Annotated in this window: 23 protein-coding genes and 2 pseudogenes; 18 read left to right on the top strand and 7 right to left on the bottom strand. The window is 31.4% G+C overall.

What is annotated here, in order from left to right; all coding sequences use genetic code 11:
- Window positions 1-59: 59 nt before the first annotated feature.
- The 7 genes and pseudogenes from ACHZDT_RS18335 to ACHZDT_RS18305 all read left to right on the top strand — a co-directional run.
- Window positions 60-1,364: pseudogene (locus ACHZDT_RS18335) on the top strand (molecular chaperone HtpG); the annotation flags it as partial.
- Window positions 1,365-1,611: 247 nt separating this feature from the next.
- Window positions 1,612-1,938, top strand: a complete 327-nt coding sequence (locus ACHZDT_RS18330; protein ID WP_394776126.1) for a hypothetical protein — start codon at window positions 1,612-1,614, stop codon at window positions 1,936-1,938.
- Between the two features lie 81 nt (window positions 1,939-2,019).
- Window positions 2,020-2,340, top strand: a complete 321-nt coding sequence (locus ACHZDT_RS18325) for a hypothetical protein (RefSeq protein ID WP_394776125.1) — start codon at window positions 2,020-2,022, stop codon at window positions 2,338-2,340.
- The gene (locus ACHZDT_RS18320) at window positions 2,337-2,675 is read left to right on the top strand and encodes a hypothetical protein (protein ID WP_394776124.1); all 339 of its coding nucleotides are present in this window, start codon (window positions 2,337-2,339) and stop codon (window positions 2,673-2,675) included. The genes ACHZDT_RS18325 and ACHZDT_RS18320 overlap by 4 nt, the downstream gene beginning before the upstream one ends.
- A 125-nt stretch (window positions 2,676-2,800) precedes the next feature.
- Window positions 2,801-3,034, top strand: a complete 234-nt coding sequence (locus ACHZDT_RS18315; RefSeq protein ID WP_394776123.1) for a hypothetical protein — start codon at window positions 2,801-2,803, stop codon at window positions 3,032-3,034.
- A gap of 293 nt (window positions 3,035-3,327) precedes the next feature.
- Window positions 3,328-3,795, top strand: a complete 468-nt coding sequence (locus ACHZDT_RS18310) for a hypothetical protein (protein ID WP_394776122.1) — start codon at window positions 3,328-3,330, stop codon at window positions 3,793-3,795.
- Window positions 3,755-4,291 (top strand): hypothetical protein, encoded by a 537-nt coding sequence (locus tag ACHZDT_RS18305; RefSeq protein ID WP_394776121.1) that lies wholly within the window; start codon window positions 3,755-3,757, stop codon window positions 4,289-4,291. Before ACHZDT_RS18310 ends, ACHZDT_RS18305 begins: the two co-directional genes overlap by 41 nt.
- 71 nt (window positions 4,292-4,362) lie before the next feature.
- Here the strand turns inward: ACHZDT_RS18305 and ACHZDT_RS18300 are convergent, their stop codons facing one another.
- The 4 genes and pseudogenes from ACHZDT_RS18300 to ACHZDT_RS18285 form a co-directional block, all read right to left on the bottom strand.
- Window positions 4,363-5,031: a phospholipase A gene (locus ACHZDT_RS18300; protein WP_394776120.1), complete on the bottom strand. Its 669-nt coding sequence runs from the start codon at window positions 5,029-5,031 to the stop codon at window positions 4,363-4,365.
- A 514-nt stretch (window positions 5,032-5,545) separates the two neighbouring features.
- A pseudogene (locus ACHZDT_RS18295) lies at window positions 5,546-5,950 on the bottom strand (transposase); the annotation flags it as partial.
- 199 nt (window positions 5,951-6,149) lie between these two features.
- Window positions 6,150-6,407: a CorA family divalent cation transporter gene (locus ACHZDT_RS18290; RefSeq protein ID WP_394776119.1), complete on the bottom strand. Its 258-nt coding sequence runs from the start codon at window positions 6,405-6,407 to the stop codon at window positions 6,150-6,152.
- 275 nt (window positions 6,408-6,682) lie between these two features.
- The gene (locus ACHZDT_RS18285) at window positions 6,683-6,976 is read right to left on the bottom strand and encodes a hypothetical protein (RefSeq protein ID WP_394776118.1); all 294 of its coding nucleotides are present in this window, start codon (window positions 6,974-6,976) and stop codon (window positions 6,683-6,685) included.
- A gap of 146 nt (window positions 6,977-7,122) precedes the next feature.
- Between ACHZDT_RS18285 and ACHZDT_RS18280 the strand changes: the two genes are divergently transcribed.
- A complete protein-coding gene (locus ACHZDT_RS18280) occupies window positions 7,123-7,410 on the top strand; it encodes a hypothetical protein (RefSeq protein ID WP_394776117.1) in 288 nt (95 codons plus the stop codon).
- A 159-nt stretch (window positions 7,411-7,569) separates the two neighbouring features.
- On the opposite strand, the gene ACHZDT_RS18275 is transcribed toward ACHZDT_RS18280, so the two are convergent.
- Window positions 7,570-8,775, bottom strand: coding sequence for an MFS transporter (locus tag ACHZDT_RS18275; RefSeq protein ID WP_394776116.1), 1,206 nt, complete (start codon window positions 8,773-8,775; stop codon window positions 7,570-7,572).
- Between the two features lie 99 nt (window positions 8,776-8,874).
- Between ACHZDT_RS18275 and ACHZDT_RS18270 the strand changes: the two genes are divergently transcribed.
- From ACHZDT_RS18270 to ACHZDT_RS18230, 9 genes are all read left to right on the top strand, one after another.
- Complete coding sequence (locus ACHZDT_RS18270; RefSeq protein ID WP_394776115.1) at window positions 8,875-9,681, top strand: AraC family transcriptional regulator; 807 nt, start codon at window positions 8,875-8,877, stop codon at window positions 9,679-9,681.
- Between the two features lie 274 nt (window positions 9,682-9,955).
- Window positions 9,956-11,884, top strand: coding sequence for a hypothetical protein (locus ACHZDT_RS18265; protein ID WP_394776114.1), 1,929 nt, complete (start codon window positions 9,956-9,958; stop codon window positions 11,882-11,884).
- Between the two features lie 158 nt (window positions 11,885-12,042).
- Window positions 12,043-12,375, top strand: coding sequence for a DUF4870 domain-containing protein (locus tag ACHZDT_RS18260; RefSeq protein ID WP_394776113.1), 333 nt, complete (start codon window positions 12,043-12,045; stop codon window positions 12,373-12,375).
- Window positions 12,376-12,949: 574 nt separating this feature from the next.
- Window positions 12,950-13,687: a metal-dependent hydrolase gene (locus ACHZDT_RS18255; protein ID WP_394776112.1), complete on the top strand. Its 738-nt coding sequence runs from the start codon at window positions 12,950-12,952 to the stop codon at window positions 13,685-13,687.
- A 24-nt stretch (window positions 13,688-13,711) separates the two neighbouring features.
- Complete coding sequence (locus ACHZDT_RS18250; RefSeq protein ID WP_394776111.1) at window positions 13,712-14,059, top strand: nuclear transport factor 2 family protein; 348 nt, start codon at window positions 13,712-13,714, stop codon at window positions 14,057-14,059.
- A gap of 305 nt (window positions 14,060-14,364) precedes the next feature.
- Window positions 14,365-14,814, top strand: coding sequence for a GyrI-like domain-containing protein (locus tag ACHZDT_RS18245; RefSeq protein ID WP_394776110.1), 450 nt, complete (start codon window positions 14,365-14,367; stop codon window positions 14,812-14,814).
- Between the two features lie 736 nt (window positions 14,815-15,550).
- Entirely contained in the window at window positions 15,551-16,063 is a 513-nt protein-coding gene (locus tag ACHZDT_RS18240; protein WP_394776109.1) for a hypothetical protein, read from the top strand.
- A 291-nt stretch (window positions 16,064-16,354) separates the two neighbouring features.
- Window positions 16,355-16,741: a cupin domain-containing protein gene (locus ACHZDT_RS18235; protein WP_394776107.1), complete on the top strand. Its 387-nt coding sequence runs from the start codon at window positions 16,355-16,357 to the stop codon at window positions 16,739-16,741.
- Between the two features lie 264 nt (window positions 16,742-17,005).
- Window positions 17,006-17,569, top strand: coding sequence for a nucleotidyltransferase family protein (locus ACHZDT_RS18230; protein ID WP_394776106.1), 564 nt, complete (start codon window positions 17,006-17,008; stop codon window positions 17,567-17,569).
- Between the two features lie 347 nt (window positions 17,570-17,916).
- Here ACHZDT_RS18230 and ACHZDT_RS18225 read toward each other — a convergent pair whose 3' ends face one another.
- On the bottom strand, window positions 17,917-18,516 hold the full coding sequence (locus ACHZDT_RS18225) for an FMN-dependent NADH-azoreductase (RefSeq protein ID WP_394776105.1): 600 nt from the start codon (window positions 18,514-18,516) through the stop codon (window positions 17,917-17,919).
- An 87-nt stretch (window positions 18,517-18,603) separates the two neighbouring features.
- Between ACHZDT_RS18225 and ACHZDT_RS18220 the strand changes: the two genes are divergently transcribed.
- The gene (locus ACHZDT_RS18220) at window positions 18,604-18,972 is read left to right on the top strand and encodes a winged helix-turn-helix transcriptional regulator (RefSeq protein WP_394776104.1); all 369 of its coding nucleotides are present in this window, start codon (window positions 18,604-18,606) and stop codon (window positions 18,970-18,972) included.
- Between the two features lie 269 nt (window positions 18,973-19,241).
- Here the strand turns inward: ACHZDT_RS18220 and ACHZDT_RS18215 are convergent.
- The coding region (locus tag ACHZDT_RS18215; protein ID WP_394776102.1) for a transposase at window positions 19,242-19,598 on the bottom strand (357 nt) is incomplete at its 5' end.

The raw sequence follows: 19,598 nt of genomic DNA, 5'->3' as shown, positions 1-19,598 counted from the left end.
ATAGGTTCTGTCGCATCTGAGAGATTGAAAAGTAGGATTTCAGCAAAATCAATCACTACGAAGCTATTCCAATTAAATTCGGAACTAAGACAGAAAAAATAGAGCAAAAGAAAGATTAAGAATTTGATAATGAATACGTTGGCAATATTTTTACAGAAGTTGAAGTTGACAACATCATCAATAATCCTAATCCGGGCTGGACAAAACAGCCAACTGAATTATCTGATGCTGATTACAAAAACTTCTACAGAGAATTGTATCCAATGCAATTCGAAGAGCCTTTGTTCCATATTCACTTAAATGTAGATTATCCTTTTAACCTTACTGGTATCTTGTATTTTCCAAAATTAGGATCTGATATGCAAATCCAGAAAGATAAAATTCAATTGTATCAAAACCAGGTTTATGTTACTGATAATGTAGAAGGAATTGTACCTGAATTTTTAACGATGCTAAAAGGTGTAATTGATTCTCCGGATATTCCTTTAAATGTATCGTGTTCAGGTTTACAGGCTGACGGAGCAGTTAAGAAAATCTCTAACTACATCACTCGTAAAGTAGCTGATAAATTAAAAGCTTTGTTTAATGAAAACCGTGCTGATTTTGAATCTAAATGGAACGACATTAAAATTGTTTTAAAATACGGAATGCTTTCTGAAGATAAATTCTGCGAAAAAGCAGGCGCATTCGTCTTATATCCTACAGTAGATGATACTTATTTTACTTTGAAAGAATTAAAGGAAAAATAAAAGACAATCAAACTGATAAAGACAGAAAATTGGTGGTTCTATATGCCGCAAATAAAGATGCACAGCATTCTTATATTCAAACAGCAAAAGAAAAAGGTTACGAAGTATTCCTTTTAGACTCTCCAATTATCATTTGATTCAAAAAATTGAAGGTGATAATAAAGATGTAACTTTTGTTCGTGTGGATTCTGATAATATTGATAACTTGATCAAAAAAGATGAAACACTATTTCTACATTATCTGATGAAGAAAAAGAAAGTTTGAAAACTTCACTAGAACCTTATATTCCGAAAGCCTATTCAGTTCAACTGGAAGCTTTAGACAGTCAGGCAGCTCCATTCATTATCACACAGCCTGAATTCATGAGAAGAATGAAAGACATGAGCCAATCGGGCGGCGGCGGAATGTTTGGAATGGGCAATACGCCAGAAATGTATAATCTGGTTGTGAATACCAATTCTGATTTGACTGCTAATATTTTGAATACCGAAGATAAGTCAACTCAGGAAAGTTTAGTGAAACAAGCTCTGGATTTAGCTAAATTATCTCAGAACTTATTGAAAGGTGAAGAACTTACAGCTTTCGTAAAAAGAAGTTTTGATTTGATCAAATAGACATTTCTGTAATATGATTTAAAGAACCTGCAAATTTGCATTTGCAGGTTCTTGTTTTTGATATATTAAAAATAAATTTATGTATATGCTACTGGATTTAAAGTATTTGTATAATTTTATTCTGTATAAAAATTATGTAAAATTTTATTTCAATATCATGGAAACTTTCGAAACCAAAGAAGCCGAAAAATCAAAATTATTTTTAGAAGTTAATTTTGACTATAAATATTTATCGAGAACCTGAGTAGTGAAAGAAGAAATTGGAACATGGAAAAAGACCACTATAAATGATTCTAATCCCGGCGATGGCAATATCAATTTTTTTGAAGTTGGAAAAACAATTGATTTTAAAGATAAATACAGAATAATTATCATCACCTACTTTGATTTACAAAAAGTAAAAGATATTGAGGATTTCATAGAAAAATTAAAAATTCATTATCATCTGGTTGAAGACGATGACGAACCCGGAAGTTTTCTTGTCAGCAAAATATACAAGTGTGTGAAAGAAGAAATCATTATTTCAGAGTATAAAACCATCCTGTTAGTAACCAAAATAATTGAAATCAAATGAAAACGAAATCAATTATAATGCTTCTTTTAGTTACTTTGAAACTCTTTTCGCAAGAAGCAAACACCCATTCAAATTACTGATTTGGAGTTACCGAATGCTCCTGCATTTACTATATTTGATTATTCTCCAACTATCATCAGCAATCCTTCTAATAATCAGGCTTTTACACTGAGCTTAATTAATAGTATAAGTTCAGGGAACAGCGGTTTCCCTACTGATTATGCTTTGGAATTTACACCTTATTGGGTATTTGCCAACAAAGGAAGAAATTTAACTGATTATGTGATTAAGGAAAATAAAAAAAGCCATTCTAAGCCTTGTAAGAATCTTTCGTTTTCATTAGCTTCAGTAAAAAAGATACAATTCAGAATGTATCTGTTGGAATACGAACCAATCTTTTGACAGTAAACAGAAAAGAAAGACAGGAATCTATTGATAAGTTACTTTTAAAATTGGGAAGATTTAAGAAAATAACAGATCAACAATTAACCCTTGACCAAAATCCGTATGAATCAGGAACAGCGGAGTACAATCAATGGAATTTAGATCAGATTAATAAATTATCCAAATTAGAAGAATATAAAAAACTAACTACAGACATTTATGCTGCAGTTGATACTTTAGAAGCTACAAAACCAATATTTACTGTCGATATTGCCACAGCTTACGATCATTTTTTTGACGAAAATGAATTTAAATACGGAAAGTTTGAAGATATGGAGCGTGGCTTACACTAAATGCAAATTTTAAATTAAGTAAACTAAATAATAATTCTTAACATTTATCAATACTCCCGCTATTTAACTGATGAAATGAGTTATGATACACTCTTTTATCCTATAAAAAAGAAAAGAATTTTGATATGGGCGCCAAAGTTGAATTACAATTTAATGATTTTGCCATTGATTACGAATATATAAACAGAACTAATCAAAAAGACAATTACAGATCAGTAGGCAATCTAAAATATAAAATCAATGAAAGATTTTCAATTACCGGAGGCTTTGGTAAAAATTTTGAAAAGACAGATAATTTGGTTTCGTTTCTGGGAATCAGCTGGGGGATTGCGAACAACAATGCCTTAGATATCGAATAAATAATCTCACCATTTTATAAAGTAAATCATCAATCTGATGTAAGCATTTTGCCATTTGATATAATTCTTGTAGATGAAAAATAGATATCTAAAATAATAGTTGTAGATGGTTAGTAGATGCCTTAATTGTTTTTATTTATAAATAGATGCTTATTTTTGAATTAAAATAGGAATCAATCTGTCAGTAAAAAAAGCACAACTTTAATGGTATGATAAGCTAGTGTTGATTCACATTGTATTTCAATGAATTTATCTGAATAAAATCAAAAGCTTAAACTATAGAAAAATATATAATGACACAACTTAAATATTTCACAAAAGAAGGCAATAAATATGTAATGAAAAAACAATATGGTTTTGGATTGATTGTCACACTTTTACTTAGCGGTATTGCAATTGTTGGGATCGTGAACAACAAAAATGGAATAGCCTGGTTTTTTGGTATTCTGGCTGTACTTTTTTTAATTTCTGTTTTATTAAAACATGTCATTATAGATATTGATAAAAATGAAATTAGTATCAAAAGCGCCTTAATTGCTCCCGCTGCTGTTATTCCTTTAAATAATATTCAAAACTTTGAACTGGTAAGAGTCAGACAGTATTTAATTACTACCAATACTTACCTCAACATTTATTATCGCAAAGGCGAAAAAGAAAAAGGTGCTACAGTATCGCAGGGCTTTACAGCCAAGGCAATGCAAAATCTGGCAAATGAAATAGATGAAATACTGGATAGTAATGGACATACAAGAAAAATATAATATTGTAGAAACGTCTAATTCATTCTCTTTTCAACCAATGAAACCTTTGCAACAATCATCTAAAAGGCTTTTATTAATCATTGTAGCAACCGGAATTATATTGACTTTGTTTAGAGAAATGCTAGATAAAACGTTCTTTTTTGCACTTTATATTGTCTTGTCTTATCCTTTTTTATACTGCCTTTATGATATAATTATTACCGCAAACGTTCGTTATACTTTTGATACATCAAATAATTTGATTTATAGGATGAGTCCTGTGTCTGCCACAAAAAAAATAATGAAAATGGATGAAGCTGTTATTTTTATTAGCTCTGAAATGGGAAACTGGTATTATTGTTTAGGAGCCAGAAAAAGCCAGTTCGTAAAAAATTATATGATAAGCGAAAATTTCAATTCAGGAAAAAAAAGCAGACAGCAACAAAAAATATATGAAAACCATATTTTAATAAAAATTAATTATATGATTGTTTCGTCCCAAGATTCAAAAAGTTAAATTTATTTCAAATCAAAACAAAAATTATTCTGTTACTATTGACAATATAACGGTAAAAAAATAAAAGTTATTTAAAAAATACCCATATTTTCAGGTTTGATTACAAATCCCAGACGCAGCATACTTTTATGTTCCTGATAATCAATCAAACTTTCAGTGTAACCAACAAACCATTGAAGTGTGAGATAATAATTTTCATCCCTGTATGGTTTCCAGTTTATTTGTGTCTGTAAAGATCCGTAATTGATAAGGCCACTTCCCTTTCTAAAAATAACATCTGCGCTCCATCGCCATGGTTGTATTTGATAGGTTGCACTCGCTTCTCCGTAGCCAAAATATTTAGTAAGTTCAGGATTATCTTCTTTGTCAACAATCGGAAACCATCCTCTAATTCCTACCGTCCATCGTGGAGAAATCTGTGACTTTAATGAAAAGGCAAGCATATTCCATGTTCTGCAATAAATAGAATCCCTTCCATTTGATTCGTTTTCTAACGAGATTGTTCCCCATGTCAGTCTTCCGCCTTTTAAGTAAAATGGACGAACAATGGCTATTCCGGGATTAAAATTAATTTCTGCAAATAGTTTCGAGTTTGCGTAAATATCCCAAAAGGATTTCTGGGGGTATATCAAATAAGAAAAAAATTCACCCCATAAAGGCTTTGATTTTAATCTAAGTTTAAAACTTACCTGATATTTAACATCCGCATTATTGAGGGTGATATCTGTATTTATTGGCACTCCTGATATAAAAAATAATTATCTCTGTGAACAGAAAAACTAGATTCTTTCAACAGTGAATCAGCTGCAAGAAAATTTTTCTTTTCTTCAAGAATTTGCGAATTTGCTTTAAATGAAAATAAAATCAAAAAAAAAATAGAAATTTAAAATGCATTTATATGAATTAATGTCAGGTACTTTAACTTCTACAAAAATCTATTATTATAATTGATTATATTAACTCAATAAAAAGCAGAGTTAACTCAAAAGAGAATCACATTACTTCGAAATATTATTTTACACGAAAGATGCTGTCAAAACAGCCCCTTATTAATTTTGTCGTATATTTAAAGGTTAATAAATCGCTTACATTTAGTTCAGTTTTTATTTAAGCGTATAAAAAGGAATTCTTCTTATGAACGATATATTTAAAGACTTTATTACTGATTTAGCAGAAGTTAACACGCAGGATATGAATAAAATTATGTCTTGTATCACTACTCATAAAATTAAACGACATACAATTATTTTATCGTAAACCTTCGTCTGCTAGAAGTTTTACCACTTCTTCAAAAACACTGCGTAAAGCTTCTTTTAGTCTAACTCCTCTAAATCTGTTAATGGTGTTGTGGTCTGGAAAATTCATTCCAGTGAGCCACATAAAGCAGATGTTTTCTTTGCAGGAGACTTCTAATTTTCGGCTGCTATAAATGTTACTGACATAGCCATAAATTAATACTTTGAGTAACATTTTTGGATGATAACTCGAACATCCTTTACTAGCGTATGCATTTAAGAGTGTATTGATATTAATTTTATCAATTACTTCATTTACTACTCGAACAGGATGACCTTGTGGGACCAGTTCATCTAAAGAAGGGGGCAAAAGCATGATTTGCTCCTGGTGATAGGCCTTAAAAGAAGGGGTTTGTGATGCCATATATCTTTTTATTACACCATAAATATATGTAAATCAGCGCAATAAAACAAATAAATAACAAGATAAATCTTGTTATTTATTTGTTTTAGACTAAAAAGAGAGGCTGCCCTTTTGAGACAGCCTCTTTTTCTTTGAACTAATTATTTAAGACAGGTAAAAAACAAATAGGTCTGTTTTTTACCGCATCCACTTTTTCTTTTTAAACCAAATCAATGGTGCAATGAAACAAATAATTATCAATGCGATGGCATAAATAACCGTACTCCCACTCCTGTTCGGGCATATTTTTAAAGTTCATTCCATAAACTCCTGCAACGAGCATGGGTAATGAAATGCACATGGTTATAATGGTTAATGTTTTAAAGATCCGATTTTGCTCCAAATCAATTTTTGTCGAGATATAATCTTTTAAATCATCTAAGCGTTCAAAAACCATTCCTTTGATTAATAATGTCATAAAACTGATATTAGTGATGTATTCTTTATTTTTTTTATTTTGTTATACAAATTTCCTTATAGTAGGGCGTTATTGTATATTGCTATTCCTAATTTGATTTATAATATTTACTGATTATAGGATTAGAGCCATTAGAAAAATAAAAAACGGCGGCCAAAAAAATATGAAACCGCCGTCTGGCAAACGCATCAAGGAGTTTTCTACAACTAATCTTCAACAGGAGGATTATAGTCAGATAACCTTGTTACCCTTACTTTATCTATTCCCACAAGTGGTCATGTTATAGGTATCATTGTCATATAAACGCATTTAGGGCATTTGTCGCCTTTTGAGCCTATCATCTCTTTGTGTGACGGGCAACCTGTAATAAATTTTCCGTTTTTATCCAGTGCCTGACCTAGTTCATTTTCGTATTGGTTTATTTTTTTTAGTGTGTCTTTCTGTACACCTTCATACTCAATTTGATGCTGTTCAACGCTATTGTTCTCCTTGTGAGCATCTTTGTATTTGTCATTATCATTTTTACATGATGAAGCAAATAGCGCTGTAGGAGCCACTATTGCCATCATAAATTTATTTAGTTTCATGTTGGTTGGTTTATCGTTCTCCCGCAATTATTTTTTCCATTTCAAACGCAAGCTGTTGCTTACTACACTTACACTGCTTAAAGCCATTGCTGCTCCGGCTATCATTGGGTTTAGTAAAAATCCATTTATTGGGTATAAAATACCGGCCGCAAGCGGAATACCAATTAGATTATAGACATGACGTCATTCAGAAAGAAGTGGTTGCCATGCTTCAAAAATACAACACAAACCCGGGTGCGTATGAATTTGAAAGTTTGTATGGCATTCAAAAAGAACAACTGGCGCGATTAAAAGAACAAGGTTACAATACCAAATTATACTTTGTTTACGGTAAAGAATGGTATTTGTATTTATGCAATAGGATTGCTGAATATCCGCTCAATTTATTTCAGGCTTTAAATGACATTGTTGCTTAATATTTTTTGAGTTTTTAGGCATTCCGCTTCACGTTACATTAACGGTCGCAATAAACTCCTTAAAAAATTAACCGTCTATTTAGAGTAACTTTAGACTAAAAATAAACGGTTAATTTTAGTGTTTTTCACCAATCAATTTGAGATCATGAAAATTATGCGTTATTTTTTACTTTCAATATTAGGCAGGAAACCAGCTGCTAACCCAATTAAAGGTAAAAAAGCACAGATTTTAAAAATATAGCTTATACTTGTCAAATCTGCAAGTTTTCCCAAAATAGCAGATCCCAGACCTCCCATTCCAAAGGCAAATCCAAAGAATACACCTGCTACGACACCAACTTTTCCTGGCAATAATTCTGTTGCATATACTAAAATGGCTGAAAATGCAGAAGAGATAATCAAACCAATAATTACAGATAAGATACCTACCCAAAACAAAGAAACGTAAGGCAACATAAGAGTAAAAGGAGCAACACCTAAAATAGAAACCCAGATCACATATTTTCTTCCAAATTTATCTCCTAATGTGCCTCCCAATAATGTTCCTGCCGCAACTGCGCCTAGAAAAGCAAACAAGTAAATTTGTGAAACCTGAATAGAAACATTAAACTTATCTATTAAAAAAAATGTGTAATAGCTCGTAATACTTGCTAAATAAAAATATTTACTGAAGATTAAAACTAACAAAATTATCAATGAATAAGCAATTTTCTTTTTTGATAGTTTATGGATAAAAACTTCATTAAGTAAATCCTTATTTTGCCTTTTAGTTTCTAAATGTCTGCTATACCAAATTGCAATTTTATATAAAGCGAAAATTCCAATTAAAGCAATAAGACAAAACCACACTACAGATGATTGCCCATTTGGAACAATAATCAAAGCTGCCAATAAAGGTCCAATAGCACTGCCCGCACTACCGCCCAACTGGTAGATTGATTGCGCCAAACCCTTTTTACCTCCAGAAGCTAAATGTGCTACCCTGAAAGATTCGGGATGAAAAATAGAAGAACCAATACCAATCAAACTTACAGCTAACAGTAAATAAGTAAGATTGGAAGCAATGGAGGCGACAAGTAATCCAAGTAATGTAAAACTCATCCCTATAATTAAAGAATAAGGTTTAGACTTTTTATCCGTATAAATACCTACAAAGGGCTGTAAAATAGACGCAGTTAGCTGATATGTAAAAGTTATCATACCAATTTGACCGAAAGTTAAATTAAATTTTTCTTTAAATAATGGATAAACAGAAGGTATAACGGCTTGTAGCAAATCATTTATAAAATGTGAAAAACTAATTATAAAAAGAATAGAATAAATTGTTTTCTGAATCGTTTCAGGTGAATTTTTACTAGTGATCATAGGTTTGTTTTTTAATTTTCTTAAATGTTAATATTCTTAATTTTATTTTTTTTCAAAGATGAAATTAAAATACAGTGTCGAAATCACTACATTTGGACAATGAATAAGGAATATCAGACACATTTAGTCGTTGATTATGGATATCACGTAGATCCCTTTTTACCTGTTGTAGGTTATACTAAACTAGTCACAAACGCTATTTGTTCCTCACATTCACATCCGCGAGCTCAACTGATTTACGCAACAAGTGGCGTCATGAATATTGTAGTAAAAAGTCAGATTTGGGTTGTTAATCCACTACAAGGATTATGGATTCCTGAAGAATTGGACCATCAGGTTTCTTTTCAGCAGAATGTAAATTTATATAGCGTATTTATTGACCCTTCATTTACAAAAAATCTACCAACTAGTAGTTTCTCATTCGATATCTCTACATTTTTAAAGCAACTTGTTTTTAAAATTGTCTCTTTTAAGCACGACAAAGATGTTAACCCGTCACAAAGAAAAATCATGGACGTGTTTTTAGATGAGCTGGCTTTAATTGAACCAAGTTCAACTTTTTTACCCACAAGCAATCATGTACAATTAAAAAATGTTATTTCTCTTCTACTAAATGACATATCAACTAAATACACAATAGATTATTATGCTGAGCAGTCTTGTATGAGCAGCAGAACATTATCAAGATTGTTTATTAAGGAATTGGGAATGAATTTTAGCGATTGGAGAATTCGATTAAAATTATTGGAAGCCATAAAAAGATTAGGAGAAAAAAAATCCATAAAAGAAATAGCTTTTGATTTGGGATATGAAAATACCAGTGCCTTTATTTTTATGTTTAAAAAGAATTTAGGTAAAACCCCATCAAATTATATTTTGGAAAACAAGATCAATGAACCTATTTAATTCAGTAAGAAAGTAAATATCAAAAAAAACTTAAAAAAAATAGCCGCTTCAAAAATCAGGACTCGATTTTTTAGCTTGTTTTTTTATTAATACTTCTTAAAAAAGTATTTGTAAATAGATTTTTGATAAATCTTTACCGAATAACATTTTCAGATGATTTGCGATTTTGTTACACCTCTTTTTTACACTTCTATTTATATATCTTTGATCTTCTTAATCTACTTATTTTATTTATTCAGCAGTTAAAAACATTTACCACAGCGAAACCGTTAAAATGACTACAAACAGAATTACATTATTTAAAATCCTTTTCGTAACCCTTTTAGCTTTTTTTAGTGTAAGCCAAACCTACGGACAGGAAACAAAACAGGAATTGCTGGAACTGCTGGAACTGCTAAAGCGTAAAGAATTAATTCCTGAAAAAAGAGAAGTTTATTTATGCCGACTCAGCTGTATTTATAAAAAAACAGATAGTATAAAAGCATACGATTTTGCTGATCAGGCATTGCAAATAGCACGCAGTGAAAATTCACCGGGCAGAGAGGCCATTGCGTATGAAGCGGTTGCTGATGTGGCCCGATATCTGGATAATGTCCCCAAACTAATTAAGTATGCCGATTCGAGTTATACAGCGGCCCTGACATCCAAAGATGAACTGGCCCTTGCTTATGGCCATTATGCCATTGCATACAAATATGAAAAAATTGGCATCAAGGACAAGTATATTTATTACATGCTCAAATCGCTCGCTTATTTTGAAAAAAAGAAAATACGCTATGACAAACTGGTTAACGGTTATGAGAATCTGGGCTCCATTTTCATTGATAATAATGATCTGAAATACTGTGAAAAGTATAATAAAAAGGCTCTTGATTTAGCTTATGAAAGCCGGAATCCGGTAAATATTGCAAACGGCCTGACCAGTTGGGCTCTTTTTCTGGTAAGGAGTGCCGAGCAAAAATCACCTGCAAACATAAAAATGCTGCAGAAAGCAGAAACGTATTATTTAAGGGCCATTGCAATTTTTGAAAGTGAGAATATAAAAGGCAATTTAAATTTGTCCTATGGAAGGACCTGTCTAAACCTGAGCAACCTTTACCTGTATCATTTTTTTGACTCACGGCCACAAGAGACTTTAAATTATTTAAAAAAGACAGAAGAAGTTTGTCTCAAATTAGATGTTCCAATCCAGCTTATGGTAATGTACGGTCAGCAGGCGCAGTATTATACCAATCTTAATGATATTGCTAATATTGAAAAAGTACTCAAAAAAGTAGAACAGCAGATAGCTGAAAATCCTGCCATTAATTCCAGATATTACGCACTTTTATATAAAAATTATATGGATCTGGCCGAATTAAAAAATGATTTTCCAGCCTACAGAAAATATTTCGCCCTGTATGATCAGGCATTGAGAGTACGGATTGAAAAAGAAAACAGAGTAAAGGAGTACAATGCTTCAATGCGTTTTGAAACTGAAAAAAAATCACAGGAAATTAAATTGCTGAAAGAAAATCTTGAGACAAACAAAAAAGTAAATTATCTGTACATCGCCCTCGTTGTCTTTGTTTTTTTTACATTGCTTTTTATGCTTCGTTCCTACTACTTCAGACAGAAATCATACTTAAAGGCCAATCTTCTGCTAAAGAAAGCAAATGAAGAAGCTGCATTTTTGTCTAAAATAAAAGAAGAAGAAGCCCGCATTGCCTTGCTGGAATCAGAACTAAAAGAGAAAGAACTCCAGATTGCTGTTAATGAAAAAATAATGAAAGAACAGGCAAATATTAAATTGCAACAGGAATTAATGACTAATAACCTGCAGCTGGAAAAGAAAAACGATGTTCTGAAAGATATTAAAAGCAGACTTCAAATAATAAATTCTGGAAAACCTGCAGAAATAAAAAACATTTCGAAAACAATCGACAAAAGTATGGAGGTCGATGAAGAATTTGAATTGCTAAAAACAAGTCTGGAAAATACAAATCCTGCCTTTTTTTCAGCGTTACAGGAAAAAGCGTCAGGAACACTCACTAAACTGGATTTTAAATACTGTGGTTACATAAAGCTTGGAATGAGTACTAAGGAAATAGCCGGCCACATGAATATTGAAACACAGAGTATGCGTATGGCACGTTACCGTATCAAGCAGAAACTAAATCTTGACCGGGATATTGATCTGGACGACTACATTGGTTCGGTCTAGTGATACCAAGTCTAAGAAGAGCTAGTGCCTCCCTGCATAAAATCTTGTAGATACAAAATAGATACCCGATTCCCGGCTGTAGATAGTAAGTATATACAAGATTTATCTTTCTCAACCCTCCCGCAACTACTTTTGAACTGAATTTAAAATCATAAATCATGAACAAAAGAACGCTATCCATTATTTCGTATATCACAATTATCGGATGGATTATTGCTTACGTTAACTACAACAAATTAACGGTTAAAGATTCTCTTACCAGATTTCATTTGAAACAAGGATTAGGAATCGCAATTCTGGGAATAGTAATTGCAGTCGTATTAACAATAATTGCAGTTGCAGTGCCAACATTAGCCTCTATTTTAAGTCTGGTAAATCTTGGTGTTTTGGTATTATGGATTTTGGGGATCATTAATGCAAATAACGAGCAGGAGATTCCAGTTCCTATCGTGGGAAAATTATTTACTGATAAATTTGATTTCATTAAATAATTACGCAGAAATACCTTTACAGATGTAGAACAGCTTCCCAATCTAAAAACGTTGTCTTTGTTTTACGACACTTAGTTTAAAGAAAGAGAATACCTGAAAAGTAAGGGAATAGAGATAGAGGATGGTTAAGCAAATCTATTTTAGTCCAAAGGTTTCTGCTAAAATGAAGCATTTTATTTTGGTAATGTATCAGATGTGTTGGTGACTAATTATTTGATCAAAGATTCGCAGAAAATTATTTACAGTATTATCGCATTCAATAACTAAGCAATCTTAGCGTTGTTTTTTATGATATATCGTTATATTCAATATTAAGAGAATTTACAGGTTATTATATAAAATTAAATCTTTTCCCGATTTCAAATCTATTTACTCAAATTTTGAAAGACCTTAATAGATATTCCGGCTGGATTAAGACTGAGGTACATTAATTTAACAAGTCTTAAAAAAAAATGGGGTAATTTTAGCAGAAATATCAATATTTATAAAGATCTGCTCGGATCATATTGTTCTACTGTATTTGAAAATAGTATATAAAGAAAGTAAAATTAAGTTAATTTAAGTACAATAAATAATGAGAGAAATTAAAACAAAGATACAACTACTTGGACATGCTACTTTTAAAATAACAACACCTGAGAATAAGATAATTATTATTGACCCTTGGTTAATTAATAATCCTTACATCCCAACAGGTTTAGAAAATCAAAATGTCATTGATTTAATGTTAGTAACGCATGGACACGAAGACCATTTAGACATCCACATTAAGGACATAATCAATAAGACAAATCCTAAAATTATCTCAAACAATATTTGCAGACGCTATTTGATTGAGCAAGATGTTCCTGAAGCTTTATTTGAAGCAATGAACTATGGAGGAACAATAAATATTCTTGATGTCAAGGTTAGTATGGTATTAGCATTTCATAATTCACATATTTATGAAACCTCCAAAACAATTACTTTTCCTCATGCAAGTAACGGATTTATTGTTCGTATGTCTGATAACACAACGATATATTTTGCAGGTGATACTTGTGTTTTTGGAGATATGAAACTAATTAGTGAAATATACAAACCGAACATTGCAGTAATTCCAATTGGCGATCGTTCAATGATGGGGGCATTGGAAGCATCTTATGCAGTAAAACTCTTAAATACAAAACACATTATACCCTTCCATTATTGTACATTTTCAGATCATACACAAACTCCAGACGAATTTTTAAAACTAACAAAAGATTATACTAACAATAAAATTCACATAATTAAGGCAGGAGAAACTATAAATTGTAATGAACTGGAATAAAAAAGAATTAATAAAATAAAAAAAATGAATGCACAAACATTTGCTAAAGAATGGATAAATTCTTGGAATTCCCATAATCTTGAGGATATCCTTTCTCATTACTCTGATGATATTGAAATCACAACTCCAATGATAAAATTGGCTCTAGGTATAGATACCGGCACATTGAAAGGAAAAGCATTAGTTGCTGATTATTGGAGAAAAGCATTGGAAAAAATACCCGACCTTTATTTTGAACTTTATGAAGTTACATCAGGTGTGAATTCGGTTGCATTGTATTACAAATCCGTTCTAAATAAAAATGCAATAGAAGTTATGTTTTTTAATGAAAATGGAAAAGTGAATAAAATGTTTGCTCATTATACAGACTAAAAACCACTAAAAGCAAATAAAAAAATAAAATTTTACAGGCAAAAACAACTTTAAAAAGTAAAGAGAATTATGATGAAAAGAGAAATTGAGAGATTAATAAAGACAAGAATGTATTTATTTGACTTAATTAAAGATTTAAGTAGAAAATGCTTTTTGACTTAATAAAAAGAACACAAGAAATTCATTTTCAGAAAGTCTGTAAAAACTTTTTATTTCAAGCATTGAACATAATATCAAAATAACAATAAATTCAAACACCTACAGAATTATAACTGTTGAAAGAATTACAAAAAACGAAAAGTAAAATGACAAACGGATTTAAAATAATCGGAATTTCAACCCAAACGACAAACAAAGACAATCAAGCTCAACAAGATTTGGGAAATCTTTGGGAACAATTTTATTCGGAAAATTTATTAAACAAAATTCCTAACAAGATTTCTAATGAAATTATAGCGATTTATACTGACTACAAAAGTGACTTTACTGAAGATTACACGACAATAATTGGTATTCCAGTATCAACTATGGACGAAATTCCAAACGGATTAATCGGACGTGAATTTCAAGCTGAAAATTTTCAAAAATTCATTGCAAAAGGCGAAATGCCAAATGCTGTTGTTACTACTTGGGTTGATATTTGGCAGAAGGACAAAGAATTAGACAGAAAATATAGCTATGATTTTGAAGTTTATGGAGAGAAATCGCAAAATGGAGAAAATTCAGAAGTTGAAATTTTCATAGCAACGAAATAACAACACCAGCCACCAACAGCCGTTTTGAGCTAGTGTGTGATTTAGTGGAATTACCGTTTCGCATCATATTTCCTGCAAAGCCGAAAATTGAAAGGTTACGAAGACACACCATCTCAAAGCAGCAGGACGTTAGCCGTCATTGTGACGAAAAAAAAAATCTAGCCAAAAAAAATAATTTATGCCCCATTTTGTTATTGATTGTTCCGAAAATATACTAAAATTGAAATCTCCTGAAGAAATAATGCAAGAAGTATATAATTCGGCAGAATCGACTGAACTTTTGATAAAGGAGATATTAAAGTGAGGATTAATTCATACAAATATTATAATATTGGAAATTCAAAAGATGATTTTATACATATTTTCGCAAACATAATGGAAGGTAGAAATACAAATCAAAAAAGTAATCTTTCAAAAGCTATTATAGGAAAACTTAAAATGATGTTTCTAGAAGTTCCAATAATATCAATAAATATAAGAGATTTTGAAAAATCAACTTATTGCAATAAATCAATGGTAATTTAGTTTATTGAACAACAAAATCATTAAACAACGAACGGCTAACAGCAGTTTGCAAAAATGGCGGGTTTTGGGCTTAATTTGAAGTTGGTTTTGTACTTGCAAAGTCAGTGTTTAACCGAAAGTTTAAGCTTGCTTTATCCGCCACTTCTGCAAGCTGCAAAACGTTACCTGCAAGCATAGAGACAATCGTTTAACAAGATAAATAGAATAAATAATGAAAGGAATTTTAATAATACTTATAGCGACATTTACAATAAGCTGTGCATTTGGACAAAACAAAGGTACAACCCACAAAGCCGATATAAAACAAGTAATAAATACTTTTATGACCTGCCTTGTTAAAAAGGATAGCATAAAATTCTATAATCTTTTTAATTCCGACCCAGTCGTTTGGGTTGGAGTTTTTAAAGCTAAAACACAGCAAGACAGAATAAGTAATGACAGCACAAAAAAGAATTATTTTATAAGCAATTACAAAAGTTTTTATCGAAGTATTTCAGACCTTGGGACAGACGAAGAAAAGTTTTACAATATCAAAATTGACAATGACGAAAGCATTGCGACAGTTTCATTTGATTATAGCTTTTGGGAAAAGAACAAAAAAATTAATTGGGGTAAGGAAAGTTGGCACTTGGTGAAAATTAAGGACGAATGGAAAATTACAGCTGTTATTTTCTCTATAGACTTTGAAAAAGTAAATCCTGAACCTAAAAAGAAAAGCAAGTAGCGACAACCAAAATTTTAAACGCTACATCACCTATTAGCAAGACGTTATGGGCAACATCGATTTTAATACCTTTGTCGATGGTTTTTGAAATGTATTTTATCTCTTTAGGTTTTTCAGAATTTATTATTTGAATAGCCGTCATAAATGATGGCTTTTTTATTCATAAAAAAAAATAAAGTAAAACAGAACTTCGTATGTCCACCTACTTTAGTATAGATAGATGAAGTTCTGTTTAATGTATAATGTATAGAAACAAGACTCTTTATTATAAACACAACAAATAGAATAACAATGAAAATAGTTTTAACATTTATTCTTTCGATAACTCTATCAAGTATTATGGCTCAACAAAATGAAATTACTCGAAAAAACCTTCAACCGGCTTTAATTAACCAAAAAGTTAAAGCAGTGGAAATTCAAGAAATCACTTTCCCTGCAGGAAAAACCGCTCCCAAACACGTGCATCCTTGTCCTGTTGTTGGCTACGTCAAATCAGGAAGCATTTTTTTTCAAATAGAAGGACAAGACGCAATAATTTTAGAAGAAGGCGATTCATTTTATGAACCAAAAAATGTAAACATTTTGCATTTTGACAACGCCTCAAAAGAAATAGCTATGACTTTTATTGCTTTTTATCTAAAAGAAAACAATGAAGAAAATGTAAAATTAGTTCATTGAAAAAGCCTCCCTTTTCCAAACTAAATTATGTTTTAATAAAGCATATGTGATAAAACCCATCTTGAATTAGCTCAATTTTACTATTTGTGATAAAAATAGTTCTGTATTAGCGGAAGTAAAAAGTCACTTTATGATACAAAGCCAGCCTGGTAGGGAATGATTTAAGCTATTTAAAGGTGGTATAGAACTAGTTAGTAGTTGTTTTGTCGGGCACTACCATAAAATATGTAATGACTGATTTTAGATAGCAAATTCAAAGTAATAATGACAGACCGAAAAAAAGAACTGATTTCATATTTAGACAATTGCCCAGAAATCATTGACACATTAAACAAATGTAATGATTATGGCTTAACAGACTTTTATTTAGCCGGCGGAGCAATAACTCAATTAATATGGAATAACATACTTGGCAGACCTAACCTTGAAAAGGTGAAAGATTTTGATATTGTTTACTACTCTGACACCGAAGATAGATTATTAGAAAAATCACATCAGACGAATATTGAAAAAATAGTAACACATAAGTTCAAACTCGATATTACAAACCAAGCATATGTTTACGAATGGTATCTTAAAAAATTTGGAAATATTATTGACAAATTTAACAGAACAGAAGACGGTATTGAAACTTGGTTGTCTGCATTTGCAATTGGAGTAAGAAGGACATCAAACAAATTTGAAATTTTTGAACCTTATGGACTTGATGATGCTTTTGATATGATTGTTCGACCTAATAAATTAACAATGACAAAGGATAATTATTTAACAATGACAGAAAGTTTTAAAAGTAGGTGGCACAATATACATGTCCTGCCTTGGGAGTAATTAAAACAATAATGAATGATTATAGAATAACATAACGCTAACAGCAAGGGTTTGGCAAAAATGGATTTTTGTGCTAAATTGAATATTTAGACTTTGAGTTCCTCACCTTCGCCAAGTCCACAACCGTTAACTGTTCTTTTAAATAACAATGGAGAACTCAAAAATTTAGTAAAACAAATAGTAAGTTGTATTTAGCAATGGAATATAGAAATGAATTAATTGACATAATAACAAAAGATGAACTAATTATTGAAACTCTCACTATTGATTACAACATGCCATAGCAACTGTTTTTCCCTAATCTGACAAGTTATTGAGATATATTTCGTAATTCTTATGTTTTATTATTAATCAATAACAATGCTTTCAATTCCTTTTTCAAAAGCTGTTTCTTTAATACCCTTATAACGAATACCTTCTATACGAACGACAGTAACATCATCCATTCCAATCCAGCTTAAAACAGCCCTCATAAGTGGCACTACAAAATCCCAAGACTGTAATGCGCCTTCTGTATAAACACCGGCTGATGAAAAAGCGAGATATACTTTTTTGTTTTTAAAAAACCCCTCTGTTATATCGTCATTACTTTGAAATGTAACGTTTCTTCTTACAATATGGTCGAGATAAGCTTTTAAGGTAGAAGTTATAGTAAAATTGTACATTGGCGTATCAATCACTACAATGTCTGCTTCCTGCAATTCTGCAATTGCTTCATCAGAATATTTAAGTGCTTCTACCTGTTCATTTGAAAGCTTTTCAATCGGAGTAAAGAATGAATTGATGAGCAATTCATCTAAATGAGGGAATGGACTTTTAGTCAAATTCCGCTCCTTTACAATACTATCAGGGTATTTAAGTTTGATTTTATTTACAATTGCATTGCCTAATTTAATAGTTAATGAGGCTTCGCCTCGTGGGCTTGAAATAATTCGTAATACTTTCATTGTTATAACTTTTTAATATTTATGCAAAATTGGCGTATATAAACTATACTTTTGCTATAGATTACCTTTAAGAAAGTAACTATTTTTATGGAAGATACTATTTGCAGACAAGGCGAAGAAAATCACAAAGAGAAAATTTTGGCTCTGAAAGACGCTATTGAGCTATTGAGTGGCAAGTGGAAATTTTATATTCTTCAGAATTTACATTTTTATGGGACAATGCGATTCAAAGATATTATGGAAACAGCAGTTGGAATTACTCCCGAAGTATTATCGAAAGAACTTCAAGAATTGGAGCAAAATCTACTTGTTACTCGTACTGTAAACAATACAAAACCAGTTACGGTTTCTTATGCTCTTACCAAGCACGCTATCGAAACACAGCCTGTACTTGAATCGTTAATAGGATTTGGCTTAAAGCATAGAAAAAAGATTAAGGAAAATAGTATTGATTAAAAATTAACATAAAGCTAAATTTGTAATGATACGACTTGACAAATAAAGCTGCCCATGACACACGCTACAAGCAATTTGGGTATTAGTCTTAATTTAAATATGGTTTTGTATTTGGAAGATTTGGCAAATCCGAATAATGGGCTTAATTTAATCCCAAACTGCTTGTAGCGCGGGAACGTCAGGCTGTGAAAAAACCTCTCTTTTTTCTCAAAATCCTCAAATTTTACACTCCTGCAATTCAAATAAAGCCTTCTGAGAAGGCTCTTTTTTTACGCTGCAAATTTCATTGAATAAAAATCGCGCGTTGTATTTAGCTTTAAATAACCCATTTTTAGCAAAAGCAAGACTTTTGCCTTGTAGGGTGAGTTCCATTTTTGGAGTTTGGCAATCAGATCAGGAACCCCGAGTATATTGATACTGCGTTTGATATTGTAAACTAGCATAATCAAATTATGTTCTCCGTTTACTTTCTCTAATCCCGTTAAGTTGGTGTGATTGTATCCCCATTGCCGTTTGATAGTTCCAAAGATATGCTCGTTGATTTCTTGTCGCTTGCGGTACAACTGCGCATTTGCATGATAGCGTTTGTTGTTTTCTTCTACTGCATCAGCATATTGGCTTCGGTC

Origin of the sequence: Flavobacterium sp. (assembly GCF_043722275.1) — a bacterium.
In the GTDB taxonomy this organism is placed as follows: domain Bacteria; phylum Bacteroidota; class Bacteroidia; order Flavobacteriales; family Flavobacteriaceae; genus Flavobacterium.
This window is presented reverse-complemented; position numbering and strand designations above follow the sequence as displayed.

Bases quoted from the DNA above. Each gene is read 5' to 3' on its own strand.
- ACHZDT_RS18255 (WP_394776112.1), top strand. From the start codon at position 12,950: ATGAGAGAAATTAAAACAAAGATACAACTACTTGGACATGCTACTTTT.
- ACHZDT_RS18245 (WP_394776110.1), top strand. From the start codon at position 14,365: ATGACAAACGGATTTAAAATAATCGGAATTTCAACCCAAACGACAAAC.
- ACHZDT_RS18260 (WP_394776113.1), top strand. From the start codon at position 12,043: ATGAACAAAAGAACGCTATCCATTATTTCGTATATCACAATTATCGGA.
- ACHZDT_RS18230 (WP_394776106.1), top strand. From the start codon at position 17,006: ATGACAGACCGAAAAAAAGAACTGATTTCATATTTAGACAATTGCCCA.
- ACHZDT_RS18270 (WP_394776115.1), top strand. From the start codon at position 8,875: ATGAATAAGGAATATCAGACACATTTAGTCGTTGATTATGGATATCAC.
- ACHZDT_RS18305 (WP_394776121.1), top strand. From the start codon at position 3,755: ATGAAATACTGGATAGTAATGGACATACAAGAAAAATATAATATTGTA.
- ACHZDT_RS18290 (WP_394776119.1), bottom strand. From the start codon at position 6,407: ATGACATTATTAATCAAAGGAATGGTTTTTGAACGCTTAGATGATTTA.
- ACHZDT_RS18250 (WP_394776111.1), top strand. From the start codon at position 13,712: ATGAATGCACAAACATTTGCTAAAGAATGGATAAATTCTTGGAATTCC.
- ACHZDT_RS18220 (WP_394776104.1), top strand. From the start codon at position 18,604: ATGGAAGATACTATTTGCAGACAAGGCGAAGAAAATCACAAAGAGAAA.
- ACHZDT_RS18285 (WP_394776118.1), bottom strand. From the start codon at position 6,976: ATGATGGCAATAGTGGCTCCTACAGCGCTATTTGCTTCATCATGTAAA.
- ACHZDT_RS18275 (WP_394776116.1), bottom strand. From the start codon at position 8,775: ATGATCACTAGTAAAAATTCACCTGAAACGATTCAGAAAACAATTTAT.
- ACHZDT_RS18265 (WP_394776114.1), top strand. From the start codon at position 9,956: ATGACTACAAACAGAATTACATTATTTAAAATCCTTTTCGTAACCCTT.
- ACHZDT_RS18235 (WP_394776107.1), top strand. From the start codon at position 16,355: ATGAAAATAGTTTTAACATTTATTCTTTCGATAACTCTATCAAGTATT.
- ACHZDT_RS18225 (WP_394776105.1), bottom strand. From the start codon at position 18,516: ATGAAAGTATTACGAATTATTTCAAGCCCACGAGGCGAAGCCTCATTA.
- ACHZDT_RS18310 (WP_394776122.1), top strand. From the start codon at position 3,328: ATGACACAACTTAAATATTTCACAAAAGAAGGCAATAAATATGTAATG.
- ACHZDT_RS18240 (WP_394776109.1), top strand. From the start codon at position 15,551: ATGAAAGGAATTTTAATAATACTTATAGCGACATTTACAATAAGCTGT.
- ACHZDT_RS18315 (WP_394776123.1), top strand. From the start codon at position 2,801: ATGGGCGCCAAAGTTGAATTACAATTTAATGATTTTGCCATTGATTAC.